This is a genomic window from Streptomyces sp. HNM0645 (genome assembly GCF_030056615.1).
GTDB lineage: Bacteria > Actinomycetota > Actinomycetes > Streptomycetales > Streptomycetaceae > Streptomyces > Streptomyces marianii.
Genome location: NZ_JASHLT010000001.1, coordinates 219,268 through 241,829, shown reverse-complemented (window position 1 = coordinate 241,829; position 22,562 = coordinate 219,268). Strand labels below are relative to the sequence as shown.

Genomic DNA, 22,562 nt, shown 5'->3' with positions numbered 1-22,562 from the left:
GGCAGGGGTCGCCCTACGACGACGAGGGCAGCTCCTTGAGCCGGATGTTGCGGAAGGACACCTGGTCGTCGGCTCCGTGGTTCTGGATGCCGATGTAGCCGTCCCTCAGGCTGCGTGCCGGGGCGGTGTTGGTGAAGTCGTTGATCTTCGCTCCGTTGAGGAAGACCTGGAGCCGTTCTCCCTGGACCTTGATCTCGTAGCTGTTCCACTGGCCGGGGGGCCGCAGCACCCGGTCGCGGGCCTTGAGGTCGGCCGACTTGAACCCGTAGACGGCCCCGGTGGTGCGGTCGGGGGCGTCGGTGGCGTCGATCTGGATCTCGTAGCCGTTGTTCACGGCCGACCAGGGGTCGTCGGAGGCGGGGAAGCCGATGAAGACTCCGGAGTTGTCGTCCCCGTCCAGTTTCCAGTCGAGCATGAGGGAGTACGCCTTCAGTTGCTTGGCCTGGTACCAGAGCATGCCCATGCCGCCCACGGTGCGCAGTTCCCCGTCGATGACGTCGAACGTGCCGGGGCCGGCCTGCTTCCAGCCTTCGAGGGTGTGGCCGTTGAACAGGTCGCGGTAGCCGGTGGCGGGCTCGCAGTCGGCGTTGAACTGGCCGGAGGCGTAGCGCAGTCCGCCGAGGAGGTGCTGCCGGAAGGCGGGCTCGGCGTAGGACTCCTCGGTGTGTCCGCCGCCGGTGTAGAAGGCGCGGCCGCCCCGGTAGGTCTGGCACCAGGCGATCGGGTGGTCGCCCTTCATGTTGCCGCCCTGGTAGGTGGTCTCGTCCAGGGTGGCGAGGATGCGGGCCTGGCCGCGGGGGTTGGTGCGGTAGTTGTACCACTCGTCGGTGCGTTCCCATGCCTCGTCGAGGTGGGAGGTGGCCGGGTGGCCGTGGTCCTCGACGCGAACCGTGGCCTTCTGGATCTGCGGGTGGGAGTGGAAGCGGGCCCCGACGAGTCCGCCGTAGAACGTCCAGTCGTGCTCGGTGTCGGCGGCCGCGTGGACGCCCATGTAGCCGCCTCCGGTGGCGACGTAGTTCTCGAACGCCTTCTGCTGGTCGGAGTCCAGGACGTCGCCGGTGGTGGAGAGGAAGACGACGGCGTCGTAGCGGGCGAGGTTGGCGGTGGTGAACTGGCCGGCTTCCTCGGTGGCGTCGACGGTGATGTTGTTGGCGGCGCCGAGTTCCTTCAGTGCGGCGATGCCGGACGGGATGGAGTCGTGGCGGAAGCCGGCGGTCCTGGAGAAGACGAGGACGCGTTCGGCGGTGCGGTCGACGGGGGTGCTGGAGAATTCGAAGTCGTCGACGTCGTAGAGGGCTCCGGCTCCGCCCCTGAAGACGAGGAACAGTTCGGTGGTCTTCCTGGTTACGGCGCGCAGGGGCACGTCGATGTCCTGGAAGGTCTCCCAGCCGCCGGTGACCGGTACGGGGGCGGAGCCGAGGAGGGTACCGCCGGCGGAGCCGGTGCGGACCTCGAGGAAGCCGCCGGCGCCGCCGGAGGAGACGCGGGCGGTGAGCTTGGTGGTGCCGGTGAGGTTGTAGGGCTTGAAGGAGATCCAGTCGCCGTCGTGGACGTCGCCGACGGTCCTGCCGCCGTTGGCGGGCGCCTTGTCGATGACGCTGATGCCGGACTGGGCGGTGAAGTGCTCGGCCTGGCGGTGTCGGGGCTGGAGTTGCGCCTGGTCGTGGCCGGTGAGGGCGGCCTGGCCGCCGCCTCCGCCGTCGGTGTACTCGGCGTCGAGGACGCCGAAGATGTTGGCGTTGGGGTCGTGTCCGCCGTCGGCGGAGGTCCTGATGGTGCCTGTGCAGCCGTTGGCGGAGGTCACGGGATGACCGTGGCTGTCGTGGCCGAGGATGTAGGTGACCTTGACCTTGGCGCAGTCGACGGTGCCGTCCTCCGGGTCGGTGACGTTCACCCTGAAGGGGATCTCGTCGCCGAAGCCGAAGAGGGCTCCCTCCGCGGGGACTTCGAGAGTGACCTTGGGTGCGGTGTTGCCGACGACGACCTGGACGCCGGCGGAACCGGTGCGCCCGGTGGGGTCCTCGGCGGTGACGGTGGCGGTGTAGGTGCCGTTCTTGCGATAGGTGTGGGTGGGGTCGGCGGCGGTGGAGGTGCCGCCGTCACCGAAGTCCCAGCTGTAGGTGAGGGGGTCGCCGTCGGCGTCGGTGGTGCCGGCCGAGGAGAACGCGACGCGGAGCGGGGCCTTGCCGGAGGTCTTGTCGGCGGTGGCCTCGGCGACGGGTGAGCGGCCGCCCGTGGCGTTCTCGATGCGGTAGAGGGCGGAGTGCTCGTCGCCTCCGAACCAGGCGGTGCCGTAGTCGAGGACGTAGAGCGCGCCGTCCGGGCCGAAGCTCATGTCCATGATCTGCGTCCCGGTCCAGGGGACGGGGCTGATGGACCCGACGGTGCCGTCGGCGCCGTGCTCGATGCGCTTGATCCACCGTCGGCCGAACTCGCCGGCGAAGAAGTCGCCGTCGTAGGCCTCGGGGAACTTCACCGGGGAGTCGAGGTCGGGGTCGTAGTGGTAGACGGGTCCGCCCATGGGGGACTCGGATCCGGTGCCGAACTCGGGGACCGAGCCGCCGTCGTAGGGGATCCATGCGGGTTCGGCGGGCGGGAGGTCGACCAGGCCGGTGTTGTGCGGCGAGTCGTTCCTGGGGGCGGCGCAGTCGTACGTCGCGCCGGACGCCTTGGTGGCGAAGTCGTAGTCGACGTAGGGGTCGTTGTCGCCGGTGCAGAACGGCCAGCCGAAGTTGCCGGGTGCGGTGATGCGGGCGAACTCGACCTGTCCGGCCGGTCCGCGCTCGGGGTCGGCGGCGCCGGCGTCGGGCCCGTACTCGCCGACGTAGGCGACGCCGGTCTTCTTGTCGACGCTGAAGCGGAACGGGTTGCGGAAGCCCATCGCGTAGATCTCGGGCCGGGTCCTGGCGGTGCCCGGGGTGAAGAGGTTGCCGTCGGGGACGGTGTAGGTGCCGTCGTCGGCGACCTTGATGCGGAGGATCTTGCCGCGGAGGTCGTTGGTGTTGCCGGAGGTGCGGCGGGCGTCGTAGGCGGGGTTGCGGTCGGGGCGCTCGTCGATGGGGGTGTAGCCGTCGGAGGCGAACGGGTTGGAGTCGTCGCCGGTCGACAGGTACAGGTTGCCCTGGGCGTCGAAGTCGATGTCACCGCCGACGTGGCAGCAGATGCCCCGGGTGGCGGGGATGTCGATGACCTTCTTCTCGCTGGCGTTGTCGAGGGTGCCGTCGGCCTTGAGTACGAAGCGGGAGAGCCGGTTGACGCCTTCGTACGCTGCGAAGTCGGCGGCGGTGCCCTCGTCGGGGGCGTCGCCGGCGGGGGTGTCCAGCGGGGGCGCGTAGTAGAGGTAGATCGCCCGGTTCCGGGCGAAGCCCGGGTCGATGCCGACGCCCTGGAGGCCTTCCTCGTCGTGCGCGTAGACGGGGACGGTGCCGATGACGCGGGTGCTGCCGGCGGCATCGGTCATGCGCAGCTCGCCGTCGCGGGAGGTGTGCAGGACGCTGCGGTCCGGCAGTACGGCGAGCGACATGGGCTCGCCGACCTCGGGTTCGCCCTTGGCGAGGGTCACCTGCTGGAACTCCTCGGCCGCGGCGGGTGCCGCGTCGTTCGCGGGCGCGAGGGCGCCGACGGGGGCGGCGAGGGTGAGGGAGGTCGCGGCGAGCAGGCCGCCTGTGAGGAGCGCGAGGCCCTTTCTGACGCGGGTTCGTTGCGCTCCGGGCCGTTGTGTGTGCACGTGTGTCCTCCGGAATGAACGGTCGTACGGGCGGGTGGTGCTGCCGTGCGGAAGATCCGGGGACCGGCGTGCGCCGTCACGCTGGTCGTGTCACTCGTTCGGGATGTGGGCCGTGTCTCAGGGCTGCGTCCTGTACACGTCAGGGACGGTAGCGGTGTTCGTCCAGCACCGAAAGCCCTTGTGCGGCAAGGAAGTTGTACTTTTTCCCGCATCAGGACAAAGCCCTTGCCGGGCAGGCAGGACCGCCCGGTGGCGGTTGCCGCCGCCAGGCTCCGACCTGCGCCAACGGGCTAGCCGTTGCCTCCGAAGGCCGCGTCGAAGGACGCCGACGGCGGGTCGAAGTCGTACCGCTTCAGAGTGGCAAGCGCTTCCGGCGCGCCCGCCAGCCTGTCCATTCCGGCGTCCTCCCACTCGACGGACACCGGCCCGTCGTAGCCGATGGAGCGCAGCATGCGGAACACGTCCTCCCAGGGCACCTCCCCGTGGCCGGCGGACACGAAGTCCCAGCCGCGCCGCGGGTCGCCCCAGGGGAGGTGGGAGCCGAGGCGACCGTTGCGGCCGTCGAGCCGGGTGCGGGCCTCCTTGCAGTCCACGTGGTAGATCCGGTCGCGGAAGTCGTAGAGGAAGCCGACCGGGTCGAGGTCCTGCCAGACGAAGTGGCTGGGGTCGAAGTTCAGCCCGAACGCCGGCCGTCGGGCAACGGCCTCCAGCGCACGGTGCGTGGTCCAGTAGTCGTAGGCGATCTCGCCAGGGTGGACCTCGTGGGCGAAGCGCACCCCTTCGGCGTCGAAGACGTCGAGGATCGGGTTCCAGCGTGCGGCGAAGTCCTCGTAGCCGCGTTCGACCATCCGCTCGGGCACCGGGGGGAACATGGCGACCAGGTGCCAGATCGACGAGCCGGTGAAGCCGACGACGGTGCGGACGCCGAAGGCGGCCGCGGCCCGGGCGGTGTCCTGCAGTTCGCGGGCGGCACGGCGCCGTACCCCCTCGGGCTCGCCGTCGCCCCAGATCCGGGCAGGCACGATCGCCCGGTGCCGCTCGTCGATCGGGTCGTCGCAGACGGCCTGGCCGACGAGGTGGTTGGAGATCGCCCAGCACTTCAGCCCGTACTTGTCGAGCAGCGCCCGCCGCCCGTCCAGGTACGAGGGGTCGGCGAGAGCCTTGTCGACCTCGAAGTGGTCTCCCCAGCAGGCGAGTTCGAGACCGTCGTAGCCGAAGTCGCGGGCGAGCCGGCAGACCTCCTCCAGGGGCAGGTCGGCCCACTGGCCGGTGAACAGGGTGAAGGGACGGGGCACGGCGAGGACCTCCTCGGACGGCGACCCGCGGACCGGCGGTCCGCGGACGGGGCCCACCGGCAGGGAGCACCCCCGGGCTCCCCGCCGGTGTGCGGGCCGGGTGGGGCGTCAGACGGCGGACGCCGGGACGGGGGTGTAGACGGCGTTCTTCGCGGCGCTCTCCTCCACGGCGGCGAGCACCCGCTGCACCCGGAGTCCGTCGGCGAACGACGGTGCCGGTGCGGTGTTCCCGGCGGCGACGGCGTGCACGACGTCGCGCGCCTGGTGCACGAAGGTGTGCTCGTAGCCGAGGGCGTGGCCGGGCGGCCACCACGCCTCCAGGTAGGGGTGACCGGGTTCGGTGACGAGGATCCGCCGGAAGCCGGCCGACGCCGCGGGTTCGGTGTGGTCGTGGAAGCAGAGTTCGTTGAGGCGCTCGAGGTCGAAGGCGAGGGAGCCGCGTTCGCCGTTGATCTCCAGCCGCAGCGCGTTCTTGCGGCCCGCGGCCATCCGGGTCGCCTCGAAGGAGGCCAGCGCCCCGGAGGCGAGCCGCCCGGTGAACAGGGCGGCGTCGTCGACGGTGACCGGGCCGCGCCCGTCGGGGGCGGTGGCGGTCGGTCCCGTGGAGGCACCGGCGAGCAGCGGCCGTTCACGGACGAAGGTCTCGGTGAGCGCGGACACCCCGACCAGCGGCTCGCCCGCCAGGTACTGCGCGAGGTCCACGGCGTGCGCGCCGAGGTCGCCGAGCGCCCCGGAGCCCGCGTGCTCGCGCTCCAGCCGCCAGGTGAGCGGGAAGTCGGGGTCGACGAGCCAGTCCTGGAGGTACGTGACCCGCACATGGCGGAGTGTGCCGAGCCGCTCGTCGGCGATCAGCCGGCGGGCGTACGCGATGGCGGGCACCCGCCGGTAGTTGAAGCCGACCATGGCCACCTGGCCGCGCGCGGCGGCCGCTTCGGCGGCGGCCACCATCGCCTCGGCCTCGGCGACCGAGTTGGCCAGCGGCTTCTCGCACAGGACGTGCTTGCCCGCCGCCAGGGCGGCGACGGCGATCTCCGCATGGCTGTCGCCCGGGGTGCAGACGTCGACCAGCTGCACGTCGTCCCGGGTCACGAGGGCGCGCCAGTCGGTCTCCGCCGCCGCCCAGCCGTGCTTGGCGGCGGCGGCCCGGACGGCGACCGCGTCACGGCCTCCGACCGCGGCGAGGACCGGCCGCATCGGCAGGTCGAAGACGCGCCCCGCGGTGCGCCAGCCCTGTGAGTGGGCGGCGCCCATGAACGCGTATCCGACCATGCCGACGCCGAGTGTCGGCGGTGCGGCCTCGCTGTCGCTGTCCCTCTGTACCTTGCCGGCCATACGGGTTCCTCCTCGTCGGTTGCTCGGTGGGGGCGGCGGAACGTCAGTTGAAGCCCGTGGGCAGGTACTGGTCGACGTTGTCCTTGGTGACGACGGCCGAGTAGAGGGTGACGGAGGCGGGGATCTCCAGTTCGGCCATGCCGCCGACGCCCCTGCCCTGGCCGAGGGCGCGGGCGAGGTCGACGGCGGAGGCGGCCATCGTCGGCGGGTAGAGGACGGTCGCCTTCAGCACGCCGTTGTCGGCCTTGATGGCGTCCATGGCGGACCTGGCGCCGGCGCCGCCGACCATCAGGAAGTCGTCCCGGCCTGCCTGCTGGACGGCCCGCAGGGCGCCCACGCCCTGGTCGTCGTCGTGGTTCCACAGCGCGTCGAACTGCTTCTGCGCCTGCAGCAGCTGGGCCATCTTGGCCTGGCCGGACTCGACGGTGAACTCGGCGGCCTGGCGGGCGACCTTGCGGACGTTGGGGTAGTTCCTGAGGGCGTCGTCGAAGCCCTGGGTGCGCTGCTTGGTGAGTTCCAGGTTGTCCATCCCGGCGAGCTCGATGACCTTGGCGTCGGGCTTGTCCTTGAGCCGTTCGCCGATGAAGCGGCCCGCGTTGAGGCCCATGCCGTAGTTGTCGCCGCCGATCCAGCAGCGGTAGGCCTGCGGTGAGGCGAAGACGCGGTCCAGGTTGACGACGGGGATGCCGGCCTTCATGGCCTGCAGTCCGACCTGGGTGAGGGCCTTGCCGTCGGCCGGCAGGATCACCAGGACGTCGACCTTCTTGTTGATGAGGGTCTGGATCTGGCCGATCTGGGCGGCGGTGTCGTTGGAGCCCTCGGTGATCTCCAGGGTGACGTCCGCGTACTTCCCGGCACGCTGCCTGGCGTTCGCGTTGATGGCGGCGAGCCAGCCGTGGTCGGCCTGCGGGCCGGCGAAGCCGATGGTGACCGGTTTGCCGGACGTGGCGTCGGCGGCGGGGGCGTTGCCGGTGGCCGTGGCGGCGTTCTTCGGCTCGTTGCTGGTACAGGCGGTGAGGAGGGCGCCCGCGGAGACGGCGGCGGTGCCGAAGAGCAGTCCTCTGCGGCTGGTGGCGGGGATTTCTGGCATGGCGGTTCAACCCCTCTGGATTCGGGCGTGCGGGTGGGCCGGGAGGTGCGGGGCGGAGGTGGGACGGGAGTGAGGAGATGCCGGCGGCGCTGCGTCACGCCTCGCCGTCGCGCAGGGTGCTGCGCTGGACCAGGACGGCGGCCACGATGATCGCTCCCTTGGCGATCTGCTGGACGGCGCTCTCCAGGTTGTTGAGGGCGAAGATGTTGGTGATGGTGGTGAAGACGAGGACGCCGAGGACGGATCCGACGATGGTGCCGCGGCCGCCGCTGAGCAGGGTGCCGCCGATGATCGCCGCGGCGATGGCGTCGAGTTCGTAGAGGTTGCCGTTGGTGTTCTGGCCGGATCCGGAGAGGACGACCAGCAGGAAGGCCGCGATGCCGCAGCACAGTCCGGACAGCAGGTAGAGGTAGAGCCGCTGGCGGCGTACGTCGATGCCGGCGAGCCGGGCCGCCTCGGCGTTGCCACCGACGGCGACGGTGCGCCGTCCGAAGGTCGTCCGGTTCAGCAGCAGCCAGCCGAGGGCGGTGACGGCGGCGAAGACCAGTACCAGCGGCGGGATGCCGAGGAGGTAGGAGTCGGGGACGCCGAGGTCCAGCACCGGCTGGACGGTCACGATCTGCGTCTTGCCGTCGGTGATCTGCAGGGCGAGGCCGCGGGCCGAGGCGAGCATGGCGAGGGTCGCGATGAACGGCACCATCCCGCCGTAGGCGATGAGCAGGCCGTTGAACAGTCCGCAGCCGACGCCGACGACGATCGCGGTGAACAGGATGCCCGCGAAGCCGTACTCCTGGGTGGCGAGGGTGGTCGCCCACACGGATGCGAGGGCGACGATCGCGCCGACGGACAGGTCGATGCCGCCGCTGGTGATGACGAAGGTCATGCCCACGGTGACGACGCCGATGACGGACGCCTGGGTGAGCACCAGTTGGAGGTTGGAGGTATCCAGGAAGGTGTCGGGCCTGGTGATGCCGCCGACCGCGACGAGCACGGCGAGGACGCCGAGGAGCGAGAGGTTGCGGACGTCGGCCCGCAGTCCCGCCTTCGGCCGGACTGCCTTGGCGGCCGGGGGTGCGACCGCGGGCGGCTGCGGGGTCTGCCGGGCCTCGGATGCGGGCTGCGTCATGAGCTCGGGCTCCCTTCCATGACGAGGTCGAGTACGCGGTGCTCGTCCAGCTCCCCGGCGGGCGCCGTGTGGACGACGCGGCCTTCCCGGAGCACCAGCACCCGGTCGGCGAGGCCCAGCACTTCGGGGATCTCGCTGGAGACGAGGAGGACGGCGAGTCCTTCGTCGGCGAGCCCGCGGATGACGGCGTAGAGCTCGGCGCGGGCGCCGACGTCGACGCCGCGGGTGGGCTCGTCGAGGAGCAGGACGCGGCAGCCGCGCAGCAGCCAGCGGGCGAGGACGGCCTTCTGCTGGTTGCCGCCGGACAGGGTGCGGATCCGGGCGTCGGGGTTGTCGGGTCGCAGCGACAGCTCCCGAGTGGCCCGCCGGGCGTCGCGGCGTTCGGCGCCGCGGTCGAGCCAGCCGCCCCGGGAGTAGCGGGAGAGGGAGGACACCGACACGTTGCGGGTGACGGATTCGAGCATCAGCAGGCCCTGGGCCTTGCGTTCCTCGGGGGCGAGGCCGAGGCCGGCGCGGACGGCGGAGCGTACGCTGCCGGGTTCGAGGGGGCGGCCGCCGACGGTGACGCGGCCGGTGGTGGGCTTGCGGGCCCCGTAGACGGTCTCCAGGATCTCGGAGCGTCCGGAGCCGACGAGTCCGGCGAGGCCGAGGATCTCCCCCGGGCGCAGTTCGAGGTCGACGGGTGCGAACTCGCCGTCGCGGCTGAGGCCTTCGACTCGGAGCACGGGTTCCGCCCGGGGCGGGGCCGCGGGCCGGCCGGGGAAGACGTACTCGACGTCGCGGCCGGTCATCATGGCAACGATGTCGCGCGTGGGAGTGGCCTTGGCTGGGAGTCCCCCGGCGACGGCGCGGCCGTCCTTGAGGACGGTGACCCGGTCGCCGATGCGGCGTATCTCCTCCAGGCGGTGGGAGATGTGGACGACGGCGACGCCGTCGGCGGTGAGGCCGGCGACGATGCGGAAGAGGTTGTCGGTCTCGTCGGGGTCGAGGGCAGCGGAGGGTTCGTCCATGACGATGAGGCGTACGTCGTGGGAGAGGGCGCGGGCCATGGAGACGATCTGCCGCTGGGCGGCGGAGAGGCTGCCGACCCGGCGGCCGGGGTCGATCTCGGGGTGGCCGAGGCGGCGCAGCAGCGCGGTGGCGGCGCGGCGGGCCTCGCGGCCGCGGACGACGAACCCGGCGGCGGTGGGTTCATGGCCGAGGAAGACGTTCTCGGCGACCGACAGGCCCTCCACCAGGTCGAGTTCCTGGTAGATGGTGGCGATGCCGAGGCGCATGGCGGCGATGGGCGACCTGAGCGCGACGGGTTCGCCGCGCCAGGTGATCCGTCCGTCGTCGGGCTGGTGGGCTCCGGCGAGGACCTTGATGAGGGTGGACTTGCCGGCGCCGTTCTGGCCGAGGAGGCAGTGGACCTCGCCGGCCTGGACGTCGAGGTCGACGCCGTCGAGGGCGCGGACGCCGGGGAAGGACTTGGTGATGCCGGACATCGTGAGCAGCGGCGGTGCGGACGGGTCCTGGGGTGCAGGCGGTGCGGGTGGTTCTGGTGCCATGGCGTGTCCCCTCGGCGGGTGCGGCCGGTGAGCGGGCAGGGTGGAACCAGGTGCGTGGTGCCGTGGTGCGTTACGGGACCGACCGGTCCGGGCGGATCAGACCGGGGAGAACAGGTGGTCGCTGATGAGCCGGGCCGCGCCGATCACTCCGGCGGTGGGGCCCAGTTCGCCCAGCACGATGGGGAGGTTTCCGGTGGCCAGCGGCAGGGACTGCCGGTAGACCTGGGTGCGGACGCTGGCGAGCAGGGTGTGGCCGAGACCGGTGACACCGCCGCCGATCACGACCAGCCCGGGGTTGAAGAAGCTGACGAGCCCGGCGATGACCTGGCCGACGCGGTTGCCGCCCTCGCGGATCAGGTCGAGTGCGGTGGAGTCGCCCGCGGCGGCCGCGGCGGCCACGTCGGCGGCGGTGAGGCCGCCCGCGGCCTCCAGCCGCGCGGCGAGTTCGGGCGACTGACCGGTGCGGGCCGCCTCCTCGGCGTCGCGGGCGAGTGCCGCGCCGCTGAAGTGGGCTTCCAGACAGCCCCTGTTGCCGCAGGCGCAGGCGCGTCCGCCGGCCTCGACCCGGATGTGGCCGATGTCGCCGGCGCTGCCGGTGGTGCCGCGGTGGACCTCGCCGCCGACGACGATGCCGCAGCCGATGCCGGTGCCGATCTTGATGCAGAGGAAGTCGCCGACGGAGCGGGCGACGCCGGCGTGCTGCTCCCCCATGGCCATCAGGTTCACGTCGTTGTCGACCATGACGGGGCAGCCGAGTTCCTGGCTGAGGGCCTCTCGGACCGGGAAGCCGTCCCAGCCGGGCATGATCGGCGGTGCGACGGGGACGCCTTCGGGGTAGCGGACCGGTCCGGGTACGCCGATGCCGGCACCGTCGAAGCCTTCGGCGAGACCGGAGGCCCTCAGCTTGGCGGCCATCGCGAGAACCTGCTCGAAGACGGCGACCGGGCCCTCGCGGACGTCCATCGGCTGGTTGAGGTGGCCGAGGACCTCCAGTTCGGCGTTGGTGACGGCGACGTCGACGGAGGTGGCGCCGATGTCGACGCCGAGGAAGCGCAGACTCGGGGCGAGCCGGATGTTGTGGGAGCGGCGGCCGCCCCGGGAGGCGGCGAGGCCGTCGGCGACGACCAGTCCGATCTCCAGCAGCCGGTCGATCTCCACGGCGAGCTTGGAGCGGGAGAGGTCGACCCGGTCGCCCAACTGGGCGCGGGAGTTGGGGCCGCCGTCGCGCAACAGTCTGAGCAGTCGGGCCTGGTGCGCGTTGGCGGGCCGAGCCGTCATGCGTCTCACGCGCCCCTCCCCTCCCCCCGCCGTCGGCGCGGGGATCCCGGTCAGCCGTTTCGTCGGGCTATCGAGGGGAACGTAGCAGCGCTTTCCCCGAGGGGGAAGAAGTTGGGCAGCAATCCACCGCAACTTTCTCCACACCCAGGACAAAGCTCGGGGCGGGTGCCCGAACGGGGCGCGGTCCGCGCGGCGCCGTCAGGGTTTGAGGTGGCTGAAGCCGACTTCGTAGCGGTCGACGGAGACGATCCGCTGGCCCTCCCGGCGGGCCGTGTCCACGCGGAGGCGGTCGGCTTTCTCCTCACTGGCCAGCATGGTCTCCTCGTCCTCCCACAGGGTCAGCGAGACGGAATTTCCCGTGGTCCGGTCGACGAACCAGTACACGCCGAGGAAGCCGGGAAGTCCCCGGACCTGCTGGACGACCGTTTCCGCGTGTGCGGACAGGTCACCCCCGGGGGGCACGGGCGACCCCTCGTACCTGCTCAGTCTCGCGAACATCGCAGCTCCCCTTCCCCACGGCCGTGGCCGGGCGGTCGGCAGCCCCAGGACCAGCGTGCCCCGTCCTCCGGCCGTCCGCACGCCGCGACGCCGGATCCCCGCGGGCGCCTGGGGCGCGCGGCCACGGGTTCGCTCGGGCCGCGGGGACGGAGGTCCGTCGCGGGTGGCGGCCCCGGGAACCGGTGGCCGGACTTGCCGACGGACCCCGGCTCCGTGCGGAGCGGGCGTACGGTCCTCGGCCGGATGCCGTGGATGAACGCCGTCACGGCCGTCCCGGGCCGGCGAGGGTGCGGTCCGTCTCCCGCTGCGACCAGCGGGCGGTGAGCAGCAGTGCGATGTCGTCGGGGCGGTCCGTGGCCTGGCGCGCCTCCCGGATCAGCCGGTCGGCGGTGTCGGCGATCGTGATCCGGCTGACCCGGCTGAGGGTGGCGCGCAGCCGCTCGACGCCGGCGTCGATGTCGGTACCCGCCTCCTCGATCAGCCCGTCGGTGAAGAGGGCCAGCACCGCCCCCGGGTCCAGGGTGAGTTCGGAGACCGGGTAGTGCTCCTCCGCGTCGACACCGAGGATGAGCCCGCCGGGCAGGTCGAGCACCTCGGTCGTACCGTCGGGCCCGCGCAGCAGCGGCTGGGGGTGCCCGGCGCGAACGGCGTGCGCGGTCCCGGTCGCCGGGTCGAGGAGGACGTAGCAGCACGTGGCGAACTGCGCCGGGTCCAGATCGATGAGGAGCCGGTTGGTCCCGCTCATCACCTCGTCGGGTTCCCGGTCGGCGAGGGCGAACGCCCGTACCGCGCTGCGCAGCTGGCCCATGATGGCGGCGGCGGGGACGCCGTGGCCCTGGACGTCGCCGATGACGAGCGCGAGGCCGCGGTCCGTGTCGATGACGTCGTACCAGTCTCCGCCGACGTCCATGCCCTGCGTACCCGGGAGGTAGCGGCCGACGGTCTCCACGTCCTTGATGACGGGCAGTCGGTGCGGCAGCAGGGCGTCCTGGAGCCCGCGGGCCAGCGCGGACTCGCTGTCGTAGCGCTGGGCGCGTTCGAGGGCCTGCGCGATCAGTCCGGCGAGGGCGGTGAGGACGGTGCGCTCCTCGGGGGCGAAGCCGCGCGGGTGGTCGAAGCCGAGAATGCAGGAACCGACGGGCCGGCCGGAGGCGATCAGCGGCAGGAAGGCCCGTGCGCCGACGGAGGCGTCGATCGCGAGCCCCGGATAGGCCGCGGCCAGCTTGTCCATGGACTCGAAGAAGATGGGGCGGCCGGTGGTGAGGGTTTCCACGCCGGGGATGCGGGCGTCGAGCCCGACCCCGTCGAAGGGCGCGAGGAAACCGGCCGGGAAGCCGGTCTCCCAAGCCAGGTAGAGATGGCGCTCGTGGAGGACGTAGATGGCCAGCTGCCGGCCGCCGAACGCGGGGAGCAGTTCCTCCGTGACGACCGCCGAGACCTGGCGCGCGGTGACGGCCTCGGTGAGGGCGATCGCGAGGGCGACCGGCCGGTACAGGGCGCTGGCGCGGTCTGCGGGCGACGCGAAGGGGCCCAGGCCGGCGCCGGGGAAGCTGACGGAACCCGGTGCGTAGTCGGGGCGATCGGCGGCGGCGAGGGTTCCGGTCACCCCTTCCCGGCCGGGGAAGAGGGAGACGGTGACCCAGTCGTCCTCCTCGCGGCCGGCGCGGAACTGGACGGGTGTGTGCGCGAGCAGCACCGCCCGGTAGTGGTCCCAGTAGCCCGGGCGGTCGAGCCACGGCACGGCCTCCCACAGCACCCGGCCGACGAGCTGGTCGCGGGGAGTCCCGATGAGGTCCTCGGCGCTGTGGTTGGCGTAGGTGATGCGGCAGGAGCGGTCGAGGGCGAACAGCCCGTCCGGGAGCCGGTCGCCGGCCTCTGCGGAGACCACCCCGGTGCCGAGGTCGATGAGGGACCCGGTGACACGGCGCGTGCCGATGCCGGGGGACGCGTGGACCGGGCGGCCGGTCAGTTCCACCAGGGACGGCGGGGCGTCGTCGCGGCAGATCCGGATCCGGCGCACCACGGGGCGGCCGGTTTGGGCGGCCTCGCGGGCCACCGCCCACAGCTGGTAGGCGTCCTCCGGCGTGACGTGGGCGGTGAGCCCGCCGATGGTGCCGGTGAAGCCGGCGGGATCGACTCCGAGGATGGCGCAGAGTTCCTCGTCCGCGGTGAGCGCTCCGCTGCCGAGGTCCCAGTCGAACGTACCGATGCGCACGGGACGGGCCGTCGAGTCCGGTGCCTGGACGACGAAGGGCTCGCCGTCCCAGCGGACGGGAGTGCCGTCGTGGTGGAGTTCGCCGAGAGCGGCGCCCAGCCGGGTCCCCGCGTCGGCGAAGCGCCGCCTGTCGGCCTCGGCGACCGGTTCCCCGGCGGTGGCGGGGCCCAGGGCCACCAGGACGCCGAAGCGCTCGTCGCCGCTTCTGACCGGCGCGTACAGGGAGCTGAACGGGAACGGCAGACCCGCCATGAGCTGCGGGAAGCGTCGCATGGCCTCTTCGCCGTCAGCGAGGTGGATGAGCTGGGAGCGGCGGTGGCACTCGGCCACGGGGAAGGGCCTGTTGACGTGCATGCGCCACCACGGGCGCATCAGGTCCCCGGGGAGTCCCACGACCACGGCGAGGCGCAGCAGACCGGGCGTTCGGGAGCGCAGGTACACACCGCCGGCATGGCCCCCCACCGCGCCGATCGAGTGGACCGCGGCCTCGGCGAGCACCAGTCCGAGCTCGTCCAGGGGGTGGACCGCGCCGCTGCTCGTCTCGCGCTGCGGCCCGCGCTCCGTGCGCGCGCCGGGCCTGGCCGCGCCGTACCAGGTCACATAGAAAGGATGCGCCAGGGCCGCGGGGGCGCGCACCTCAGGCCGCGGGCGGAGTGGGCGCGTGGACTCCGGCCTCGTGCGCGTGGGCCGAGCGCCGGCCGCCGGTCCTCACCCTCGCGCATCGGTCTCCGGCTTCGGGGCTCGCGCTCGTGGTGGGTACGGCGGGTGCAGGGCTCGCGCTCGTGATGGGTGCGGCGGGTGCGTTCCGTGTGGGCGCGCATGACCTCGGTCGCCCGGTGCTCGTCGCGTGCCGAGACTGCCGCGATCAGTTCGCGGTGCTCGATCCACGACTGCTCGCCGCGCTGCCAGGCGACGGGGGTGCGGTACCAGCGCACGCGCCGGTCGACCCGGCCGGCCAGTTCGGCGAGCACCGCGTTGCCGGCGAGCTCCATCACCTTGGCGTGGAAGGCGGCGGCGACCGCCAAGTCCAGGTCGCCGGCCGCCACCGCCCGCTCGCCCCGGTCGCAGAGCTCCTCCAGCGCGGTGACGCCGGACGTCCCCGCGTTCGCGGCGGCCAGCCGGGCGGCCTCGGCCTCCAGCAGCGTACGGACCGACAGCAGCTGGTCGGCCTCCTCCTCGGCGGGCTCGTGGACGAACGCCCCCCCCTGGGCGGGGCGCAGGTCGACCCGTCCCTCGGCGTTGAGCCGCTGCAGTGCCTCCCGTACGGGCTGGCGCGACACCCCCAGGTGACCCGCGAGCTCGCTCTCGACGAGATGCCGGCCGGGCTCCGGTACGCGGGTGACGATGAGCTCGAGCAGTGCCTCGTACACCCCCTCGCGCAGCGGGCCCGGCCGCTCCAGCCGGGGCACGGTTCCCCGCGGCAGTCCTGCGGACGACATCGGCCTCCCCTCGGTCCTCGGCGCTGCGGGACGGCGATTGGCTATCGTCTACGGTCTACCGAGCGGGTCTCTCAGGGGCAGCGGACGACCTGGCCCGCGTACGACAGGTTTCCGCCGAACCCGAAGAGGAGCGCGGGCGCTCCCGAAGGGATGTCGCCGCGTTCGAGCAGCCGGGCCAGGGCCATCGGGATCGAGGCGGCCGAGGTGTTGCCTGACTCGACGACGTCACGGGCCACGACGGCGTTCACCGCGCCGATCCGCTCGGCGACGGGCTCGATGATCCGCAGGTTGGCCTGGTGCAGTACGACGGCGGCGAGGTCCTCGGGCGCCACCGAGGCCCGTTCGCAGACCCGGCGGGCGATCGGCGGGAGCTGGGTGGTGGCCCAGCGGTAGACGGACTGGCCCTCCTGCGCGAAGCGGGGCGGAGTGCCCTCGATCCGCACCGCGTGCCCCATCCCGGGGACCGAGCCCCACAGCACGGGACCGATGCCCGCTTCGCTCTCGTCACAGGCCTCCACCACCGCGGCGCCGGCCCCGTCGCCGACGAGGACGCAGGTGGTGCGGTCGGTCCAGTCGGTGACGGCGGACATCTTGTCGGCGCCGATGACGAGGGCCCGGACGGCGGAGCCGGCCCGGATCGCGTGGTCGGCGGTGGCGAGGGCGTGGGTGAAGCCGGCGCAGACGACGTTGAGGTCCATGACCGCCGGGGAACCCATCCCGAGCCTGGCGGCGACGCGGGCCGCGGTGTTCGGGGAGCGGTCGGTCGCGGTCGAGGTGGCGACGAGGACGAGGTCGATGTCGGCGGGGGCGAGCCCGGCGGCGGCGAGGGCCTTCGCGGCGGCGTGGGCGGCGAGTTCGTCCACCGGCTCTTCGGGGCCCGCGATGTGGCGCGTCCTGATGCCGACCCGGCTGGTGATCCATTCGTCGCTGGTGTCGACCGTCCGCGCCAGGTCCTCGTTGGTGAGTACCCGGGCGGGCCGGTGGTGCCCGAGCGCGGCGATACGAGTGCCGGTCATTGCCCGGGCACCCCCTTTGTGTCGAGGTCAGGAACCATCCAGTCTCGTCAGCGACCGGCGGGTAGGGGGGCGGCCGAACCGACAGGATTCACCCGCGCGGGTTGGAGGCTCCGCCCAGTCGGCGGCGCCCCGCGGCCGGCGCGGATCCCGTGCTGCGTGCTCGGCGCCCGGGCGGTTCGTGGATCCCGAAGGGCGAGCCCTGGTCGTCGCGGCAGAACCGGAAGCGGCCGAAGCGCGTGACGCTGTCCGCCGCCTCGGCGTCGGGGCCCTCGACCGTGCCGCCAAGCTCGACGATCCGTTCGAGCGCCGACGCCAGGTCGTCGACCTTGAAGAAGACGTACGGCACGGCTTCGGCGTCGGCTCCGTGCACCCCGCCGGGGACGGTGGGCGTGGTGACCGCGAAGCCGGTGCCGCCCGGCACGTCCTCGAAGGTCCAGCCGAAGAGGCCGCCGTAGAAGGTGCGGGCCTTCCTGGGGTCCTCGACGCCGAGTTCGAAGAACGAGATCTCCCCGGCCATCACCGGCTCCTGTCGTCGGACGAGGGATGTCGCCGTCCACGCTGCCACGCTGCCACACGCCTGCNATGTCGCCGTCCACGCTGCCACGCTGCCACACGCCTGCGCGACGGCGACGGCGACGGCGACGGCGACGGCGACGGCGACGGCGACGGCGACGGCATGAGTCAGGCACGGGCGGCCACCGCCCGTGCCGGACGCGGCGGACCGTGCAGGACAATGAGATCGTCGCCGAACGCCTCGCGCACCCGCACGAGACCGCGCGGCGCACCGCGCACGCTCCAACGCACAGAGTCGGGACTGATCACCATGGGACGGGTCACCGAGCGCCGCCGCACCATCCGGATCAGGAACGGGGCGGTGACCACCCGGCCGGACACCCTCGTCGCCGAGGAACCACTGGAGATCCGGCTGAACGGCCGCCCGCTGGCGATCACCATGCGCACCCCGGGCGACGACTTCGCCCTCGCGGCCGGCTTTCTGGTCAGCGAGGGCGTGATCGGCTCCGCCTCGGAACTGCGGTCGATCGTGTACTGCGCCGGTGCCGAGGACGACGGCACCAACACCTACAACGTCGTCGACGTACAGCTCTCGCCCGGCGTCCCCGTCCCCGACATCACGCTCGAACGCAACGTCTACACCACGTCCTCGTGCGGGCTGTGCGGCAAGGCCAGCCTCGACGCGGTGCGCACCATCGCCCGGTTCCCCGTCGCCGACGCTCCCCCCGTCCGGATCGAGCCCGGACTGCTCTCCGTCCTCCCCGACCGGCTGCGAGCGGCGCAACGTGTCTTCGACCGGACCGGGGGCCTGCACGCCGCCGCGCTCTTCTCCGAGGAGGGCGAACTGCTCGACGTCCGCGAGGACGTCGGCCGGCACAACGCCGTGGACAAGCTGATCGGCCGCGCGGTGCGTGAGGACCTGCTGCCGCTGTCGCGGGTGATCCTGCTGGTGTCGGGCAGGGCGTCGTTCGAGCTGGCGCAGAAGGCGGTCATGGCGGGGATTCCGGTGCTCGCGGCGGTCTCCGCACCGTCCTCGCTGGCCGTCGACCTGGCGACGGAGACCGGGCTGACCCTGGTCGGCTTCCTGCGCGGGCCGGACATGAACGTGTACGCGGGCGCGGAACGCATCGCCCTTCACTCGGGGGTGTGACGGAACCGGCCCCCGGGGAGCGCCCCAGGCCGGCCGGGGGCTTGTCCGCGGGACGGGGCTCAGCGCGCGGAGACCCGCCCCGGACCGGGCCCGGTCGCGGCCTCCTCCGGCAGCGGGTCCGCCGCCCGCCGCCGGGCGATGACCGCGCAGACCATCAGCTGCGCCTGGTGGAACAGCATCAGCGGCAGCACGGCCAGGCTTGCCTGTGCGCCGAAGAGGACGCTCGCCATCGGAAGCCCCGCGGCCAGGCTCTTCTCGGAGCCGGCGAACTGGATGGCGACCCGGTCCGCGCGGCCGAAGCCGAGGCGCTTCGGCCCGTACCAGGTGAGTGTGAGCATCACCGCGAGGAGCACCGCCTCGACGAGCAGCAGCGCGCCCAGCCGCACCGGGGTGACCTGGTGCCAGATGCCGGAGACCATGCCCTGGCTGAACGCGGTGTAGACGACCAGCAGGATCGAGCCGCGGTCGACGATGCCCAGGAGCCGGCGCCGGCGCGCGAGGAGGCCCGCGATCCGGCGGCGCAGCAACTGCCCCGCCAGGAACGGCACCAGCAGCTGGAGCACGATCCTCAGCAGCCCGTCCGCCGAGAGGCCGCCGGCGCCGCTGTCGAGCAGCAGAGCGGCCAGCAGCGGGGTGAGCACGATTCCGGCGAGGCTGGAGAAGGACCCCGCGCAGATCGCCGCGGGGACGTTGCCGCGGGCCATCGAGGTGAAGGCGATGGAGGACTGGATCGTCGACGGCACCAGGCACAGGAAGAGCAGCCCGTCGTGGAGCGACGGGGTCAGCACCGCGGGGACGAGACCGCCCGCGGCGAGGCCCAGCAGCGGGAAGACGACGAAGGTGGCGGCCAGCACCGTCGCGTGGAGCCGCCAGTGCCGCAGCCCTTCCAGGGCCTCCCTGGCCGACAGCCGGGCTCCGTAGAGGAAGAAGAGCAGGGCGACGGCCCCGGTGGAGGCCCCGCCCGCGACGGTGGCCGCGGTTCCGGAGGCGGGGAGCAGCGCCGCGAGGAGCACGGTGCCGAGCAGCATGAGCACGTACGGATCGACCGGCAGCCGGTACGGCGACCGGAGGGAGGTGCGGCGGCTCATGTGCTCCACTTGCTCTCGGTACGGATCACGCCCTCTCCATGGTCCACACCACCCGGGCGATCGGGAATCCCGTATACCGCTCTGACTGTCATCACGTTTCGCGATGAGCGGCTAGCATGGGGGGCGTGTACGACCCCGGCCTGCTGCGGACGTTCCTCGCCGTGGCGCAAACCCTGAGCTTCACCCGGGCGGCGCGCCGGCTGGGCGTGCGGCAGTCGACCGTCAGCCAGCACGTGCGCCGGCTCGAGGAGGCGGCGGGGCGGCAACTGTTCACCCGGGACACCCACAGCGTGGAGCTCACCGAGGACGGCGAGGCGATGCTGGGCTTCGCCCGGACCATCCTGGAGGCGCACGAACGGGCGGCCGCCTTCTTCACGGGCACCCGGCTGCGGGGCCGGCTCCGCTTCGGCGCCTCCGAGGACTTCGTACTGACGCGCCTCCCCGAGATCCTGGAGTCGTTCCGCCGCGACCATCCCGAGGTCGACCTGGAACTGACCGTCGAGCTGTCCGGCACGCTGCACGAGCAGCTGGGGGCGGGCCGACTCGACCTGGTCCTCGCCAAGCGCCGCACCGGCGGCACCCACGGCGACCTGGTATGGCAGGACGCGCTGACCTGGATCGGCGCGCCTCAGCTGCGGCTGGACCCGGAGCGTCCGGTGCCGCTGATCGTGTTCCCGCCGCCCGGCATCACCCGGGCCCGGGCGCTGGAGGTGCTGGAGGCGCACGGCCGGGCGTGGCGCATCGCCTGCACGAGCGGGAGCCTGAGCGGCCTGGTCGCGGCGGCGCGTGCGGGGCTGGGCGTGATGGCCCATACGCGCGGGCTGATCCCGCCCGGTCTGGCCCCGGTCCCGGCCCGTGCGGGACTGCCGGAGCTGGGGGGCGTGGACTTCGTCCTGCTGCACGGCCACCGGGCCGGCGCACGCCACGGAACCCGGGAGGCTGCGGACGCGCTCGCCGCCGCGATCCTCGCCGGCGTCGACCGGCTGCACCACCCGGCGGACGGCACGCGCTGACCCGGGACCCTGTCGCCGGGCAGGCCCGGGACGGCCGGCAGCCACCGCCGGCACCCGGCGCCCGGCACCCGGCGCCCGGCACCCGGCGCCCGGCACCGGCACCGGGCGGGAACCTCCGAACCCCATCCGCGGACCCCCAAACCGGACACGGAAGGCAGACCGGGGCGTGCTTACCGCGTACAGATTCGGTGCAGATTCGCGCGAGCGTCACTTACTCTTCGGTCAGAACACGGCGCGGCCACAACGAGGTTGGCCGAATCCATGCGGCTGACCAGCGTCGATGCGGAATGTACCGAGTTGCTCAAGGCTCTCCCGCGCGAACGCCCGGTGGGGTACCGTCACCGGCGCTGTGCGGAGCGCCACAAGGAGCAGGTCAATGCGTGAGTTCACGGTTCCCCCCTTGGCGACGGCACCCCCTGTCGGCGGGCTGGCGGATGCCGTGTTCGACCACGCCCGGACCGACCCGGGCCGGGTGGCCCTCGGCCGCAAGGACGACGACGGCGCATGGCACGACGTGACGTCCGCCGAGTTCCGTGACGAGGTGCTCGCGCTGGCCAAGGGGCTGCTCGCCCACGGGGTGAGGTTCGGTGACCGCGTCGCGATCATGTGCCGCACCCGGTACGAGTGGACGCTGTTCGACTTCGCACTGTGGGCGGTGGGCGCCCAGTCCGTACCGGTCTACCCCACCTCGTCCGCCGAACAGGTCCTGTGGATGATGCACGACGCCGAGGTCTCGGCCTGCATGGTCGAGCACGAGGACCACGCCATGACGGTCGGCTCGGTCATCGACCGTCTGCCGCACCTCAAGCGGCTGTGGCAGCTCGACAAGGGGGCCGTCGACGAACTCTTCACGGCGGGCGCGCACATCGACGACGACGTGGTGCACCGGCACCGCAGGGCCGTGACCCCGGAGTCCATCGCCACGGTGATCTACACCTCCGGCACCACCGGCCGGCCCAAGGGGTGCGTGCTCACGCACGCCAACTTCATGTACGAGACCGAGACGCTCGTCGGCCGCTGGGAGCCCGTGTTCCACTCCGAGCCGGGAGACGAGGCCTCGACGCTCCTCTTCCTTCCGCTCGCACACGTCTTCGGCCGGATGGTGGAGGTCGCGGCGATCCTGGGGCGGGTCAAGCTGGGCCACCAGCCGGTGCTCCAGGCCACCGCCCTGATCGCCGACCTCGCCTCGTTCCGGCCGACGTTCATCCTGGCCGTCCCGTACATCTTCGAGAAGGTCTTCAACGCCGCGCGGCGCAGGGCGGAGGCAGCGGGCAGGGCCGGACCGTTCGACAAGGCCGTCGACGTGGCGGTGCGGTACGCGGAGGCCGTGGAGCACCGCGCGTTCGGCCTCGGCCCCGGGCCGTCGGCGAGCCTGCGCCTGCGGCACCAGTTCTTCGAGAAGGTCGTCTACGCCAAGGTCCGCGAGGCCATGGGCGGCCGGGTGCGGCACGCGATGTCCGGCGGCTCGGCCATGAACCGCGGCCTCGGACTGTTCTTCGCGGGCGCCGGAGTCACCGTCTTCGAGGGCTTCGGCCTGACGGAGTCCTCCGCCGCGGCCACCGCGAACCCCCCCGAGCGCACCAAGTACGGCACGGTCGGGCAGCCGATCCCCGGCACGACGGTGCACATCGCCGAGGACGGCGAGGTGTGGTTGCACGGACCGCAGGTCTTCTCCGGCTACCTCAACGACCCCAAGGCCACGGACGCCGTCCTCAAGGACGGCTGGCTGGCCACCGGGGATCTCGGGGCCCTGGACGAGGACGGCTATCTGACGATCACCGGGCGGAAGAAGGAGATCCTGGTGACGTCCGGCGGCAAGAGCGTGTCGCCGATCGGCCTGGAGGAGCGAGTGCGGGCGCACCCGCTGGTGGCCCAGTGCATCGTCGTCGGAAACGACCGCCCCTACATCGCGGCGCTGGTCACCGTGGACCACGAGGCCGTCGAGCACTGGCTGGCGATGCGCAGCCGGCCGCCGATGAAACCGGCGGACCTGGTGCGCGACCCGGACCTGGAAACGGAGATCCGGCGGGCGGTGGTGGCGGCCAACACGCTCGTGTCGCAGGCCGAGTCCATCCGCACCTTCCGGATACTGGCGCATCCGTTCAGCGAGGAGCACGGGCTGCTGACGCCGTCGCTGAAGCTGAAGCGCAAGGCGATCGAGACGGCGTACGCGACCGAGGTGGACGCGCTGTACCGCTGAGACGCGCCGGGCACGAGGACGTCCGTGGCGGG

Annotated in this window: 15 protein-coding genes and 1 pseudogene; 3 read left to right on the top strand and 13 right to left on the bottom strand. The window is 72.6% G+C overall.

Translation table 11 applies throughout. The annotated features are described in order from the left end of the window. Positions 1 to 13: 13 nt before the first annotated feature. From QMZ92_RS01055 to QMZ92_RS01000, 12 genes and pseudogenes are all read right to left on the bottom strand, one after another. Positions 14 to 3,727, bottom strand: a complete 3,714-nt coding sequence (locus tag QMZ92_RS01055; RefSeq protein WP_283295290.1) for a ThuA domain-containing protein — start codon at positions 3,725 to 3,727, stop codon at positions 14 to 16. A 290-nt stretch (positions 3,728 to 4,017) separates the two neighbouring features. Further along, complete coding sequence (locus QMZ92_RS01050; RefSeq protein ID WP_283295289.1) at positions 4,018 to 5,022, bottom strand: sugar phosphate isomerase/epimerase family protein; 1,005 nt, start codon at positions 5,020 to 5,022, stop codon at positions 4,018 to 4,020. 108 nt (positions 5,023 to 5,130) lie between these two features. Further along, on the bottom strand, positions 5,131 to 6,354 hold the full coding sequence (locus QMZ92_RS01045) for a Gfo/Idh/MocA family protein (RefSeq protein ID WP_283295288.1): 1,224 nt from the start codon (positions 6,352 to 6,354) through the stop codon (positions 5,131 to 5,133). A gap of 43 nt (positions 6,355 to 6,397) precedes the next feature. Continuing rightward, entirely contained in the window at positions 6,398 to 7,444 is a 1,047-nt protein-coding gene (locus tag QMZ92_RS01040; protein WP_283295287.1) for a substrate-binding domain-containing protein, read from the bottom strand. Between the two features lie 94 nt (positions 7,445 to 7,538). Beyond that, on the bottom strand, positions 7,539 to 8,570 hold the full coding sequence (locus QMZ92_RS01035; protein ID WP_283295286.1) for an ABC transporter permease: 1,032 nt from the start codon (positions 8,568 to 8,570) through the stop codon (positions 7,539 to 7,541). Beyond that, positions 8,567 to 10,057 (bottom strand): sugar ABC transporter ATP-binding protein, encoded by a 1,491-nt coding sequence (locus QMZ92_RS01030; protein ID WP_283295321.1) that lies wholly within the window; start codon positions 10,055 to 10,057, stop codon positions 8,567 to 8,569. Before QMZ92_RS01030 ends, QMZ92_RS01035 begins: the two co-directional genes overlap by 4 nt. A 159-nt stretch (positions 10,058 to 10,216) precedes the next feature. Then, positions 10,217 to 11,398: an ROK family transcriptional regulator gene (locus tag QMZ92_RS01025; protein ID WP_283295320.1), complete on the bottom strand. Its 1,182-nt coding sequence runs from the start codon at positions 11,396 to 11,398 to the stop codon at positions 10,217 to 10,219. Between the two features lie 198 nt (positions 11,399 to 11,596). Beyond that, on the bottom strand, positions 11,597 to 11,896 hold the full coding sequence (locus QMZ92_RS01020; protein ID WP_283295285.1) for an antibiotic biosynthesis monooxygenase family protein: 300 nt from the start codon (positions 11,894 to 11,896) through the stop codon (positions 11,597 to 11,599). A 262-nt stretch (positions 11,897 to 12,158) separates the two neighbouring features. Further along, entirely contained in the window at positions 12,159 to 14,747 is a 2,589-nt protein-coding gene (locus QMZ92_RS01015) for a SpoIIE family protein phosphatase (RefSeq protein ID WP_283295284.1), read from the bottom strand. Positions 14,748 to 14,884: 137 nt separating this feature from the next. After that, positions 14,885 to 15,550, bottom strand: a pseudogene (locus QMZ92_RS01010) (GntR family transcriptional regulator); the annotation flags it as partial. 71 nt (positions 15,551 to 15,621) lie between these two features. Further along, the gene (locus QMZ92_RS01005; protein WP_283295283.1) at positions 15,622 to 16,566 is read right to left on the bottom strand and encodes a beta-ketoacyl-ACP synthase III; all 945 of its coding nucleotides are present in this window, start codon (positions 16,564 to 16,566) and stop codon (positions 15,622 to 15,624) included. Positions 16,567 to 16,654: 88 nt separating this feature from the next. Continuing rightward, positions 16,655 to 17,083, bottom strand: a complete 429-nt coding sequence (locus QMZ92_RS01000) for a VOC family protein (RefSeq protein ID WP_283295282.1) — start codon at positions 17,081 to 17,083, stop codon at positions 16,655 to 16,657. 306 nt (positions 17,084 to 17,389) lie between these two features. Here QMZ92_RS01000 and fdhD point away from each other — a divergent pair, with 306 nt between their 5' ends. Beyond that, the gene (fdhD, locus tag QMZ92_RS00995; protein WP_283295281.1) at positions 17,390 to 18,229 is read left to right on the top strand and encodes a formate dehydrogenase accessory sulfurtransferase FdhD; all 840 of its coding nucleotides are present in this window, start codon (positions 17,390 to 17,392) and stop codon (positions 18,227 to 18,229) included. A gap of 59 nt (positions 18,230 to 18,288) precedes the next feature. Here fdhD and QMZ92_RS00990 read toward each other — a convergent pair whose 3' ends face one another. Continuing rightward, on the bottom strand, positions 18,289 to 19,317 hold the full coding sequence (locus tag QMZ92_RS00990) for a bile acid:sodium symporter family protein (RefSeq protein WP_283295280.1): 1,029 nt from the start codon (positions 19,315 to 19,317) through the stop codon (positions 18,289 to 18,291). Between the two features lie 116 nt (positions 19,318 to 19,433). Between QMZ92_RS00990 and QMZ92_RS00985 the strand changes: the two genes are divergently transcribed. Both QMZ92_RS00985 and QMZ92_RS00980 read left to right on the top strand, forming a co-directional pair. Then, a complete protein-coding gene (locus QMZ92_RS00985; RefSeq protein ID WP_283295279.1) occupies positions 19,434 to 20,330 on the top strand; it encodes a LysR substrate-binding domain-containing protein in 897 nt (298 codons plus the stop codon). Between the two features lie 376 nt (positions 20,331 to 20,706). Then, complete coding sequence (locus QMZ92_RS00980; RefSeq protein ID WP_283295278.1) at positions 20,707 to 22,530, top strand: AMP-dependent synthetase/ligase; 1,824 nt, start codon at positions 20,707 to 20,709, stop codon at positions 22,528 to 22,530. The last annotated feature ends 32 nt before the right edge of the window (positions 22,531 to 22,562 follow it).

Excerpts from the sequence above, each read along its gene's own strand:
- fdhD (WP_283295281.1), top strand. The coding sequence starts at position 17,390 with ATGGGACGGGTCACCGAGCGCCGCCGCACCATCCGGATCAGGAACGGG.
- QMZ92_RS00990 (WP_283295280.1), bottom strand. The coding sequence starts at position 19,317 with ATGAGCCGCCGCACCTCCCTCCGGTCGCCGTACCGGCTGCCGGTCGAT.
- QMZ92_RS01030 (WP_283295321.1), bottom strand. The coding sequence starts at position 10,057 with ATGTCCGGCATCACCAAGTCCTTCCCCGGCGTCCGCGCCCTCGACGGC.
- QMZ92_RS01005 (WP_283295283.1), bottom strand. The coding sequence starts at position 16,566 with ATGACCGGCACTCGTATCGCCGCGCTCGGGCACCACCGGCCCGCCCGG.
- QMZ92_RS01040 (WP_283295287.1), bottom strand. The coding sequence starts at position 7,444 with ATGCCAGAAATCCCCGCCACCAGCCGCAGAGGACTGCTCTTCGGCACC.
- QMZ92_RS01045 (WP_283295288.1), bottom strand. The coding sequence starts at position 6,354 with ATGGCCGGCAAGGTACAGAGGGACAGCGACAGCGAGGCCGCACCGCCG.
- QMZ92_RS01035 (WP_283295286.1), bottom strand. The coding sequence starts at position 8,570 with ATGACGCAGCCCGCATCCGAGGCCCGGCAGACCCCGCAGCCGCCCGCG.
- QMZ92_RS00985 (WP_283295279.1), top strand. The coding sequence starts at position 19,434 with ATGGGGGGCGTGTACGACCCCGGCCTGCTGCGGACGTTCCTCGCCGTG.
- QMZ92_RS01020 (WP_283295285.1), bottom strand. The coding sequence starts at position 11,896 with ATGTTCGCGAGACTGAGCAGGTACGAGGGGTCGCCCGTGCCCCCCGGG.
- QMZ92_RS01025 (WP_283295320.1), bottom strand. The coding sequence starts at position 11,398 with ATGACGGCTCGGCCCGCCAACGCGCACCAGGCCCGACTGCTCAGACTG.
- QMZ92_RS00980 (WP_283295278.1), top strand. The coding sequence starts at position 20,707 with ATGCGTGAGTTCACGGTTCCCCCCTTGGCGACGGCACCCCCTGTCGGC.
- QMZ92_RS01000 (WP_283295282.1), bottom strand. The coding sequence starts at position 17,083 with ATGGCCGGGGAGATCTCGTTCTTCGAACTCGGCGTCGAGGACCCCAGG.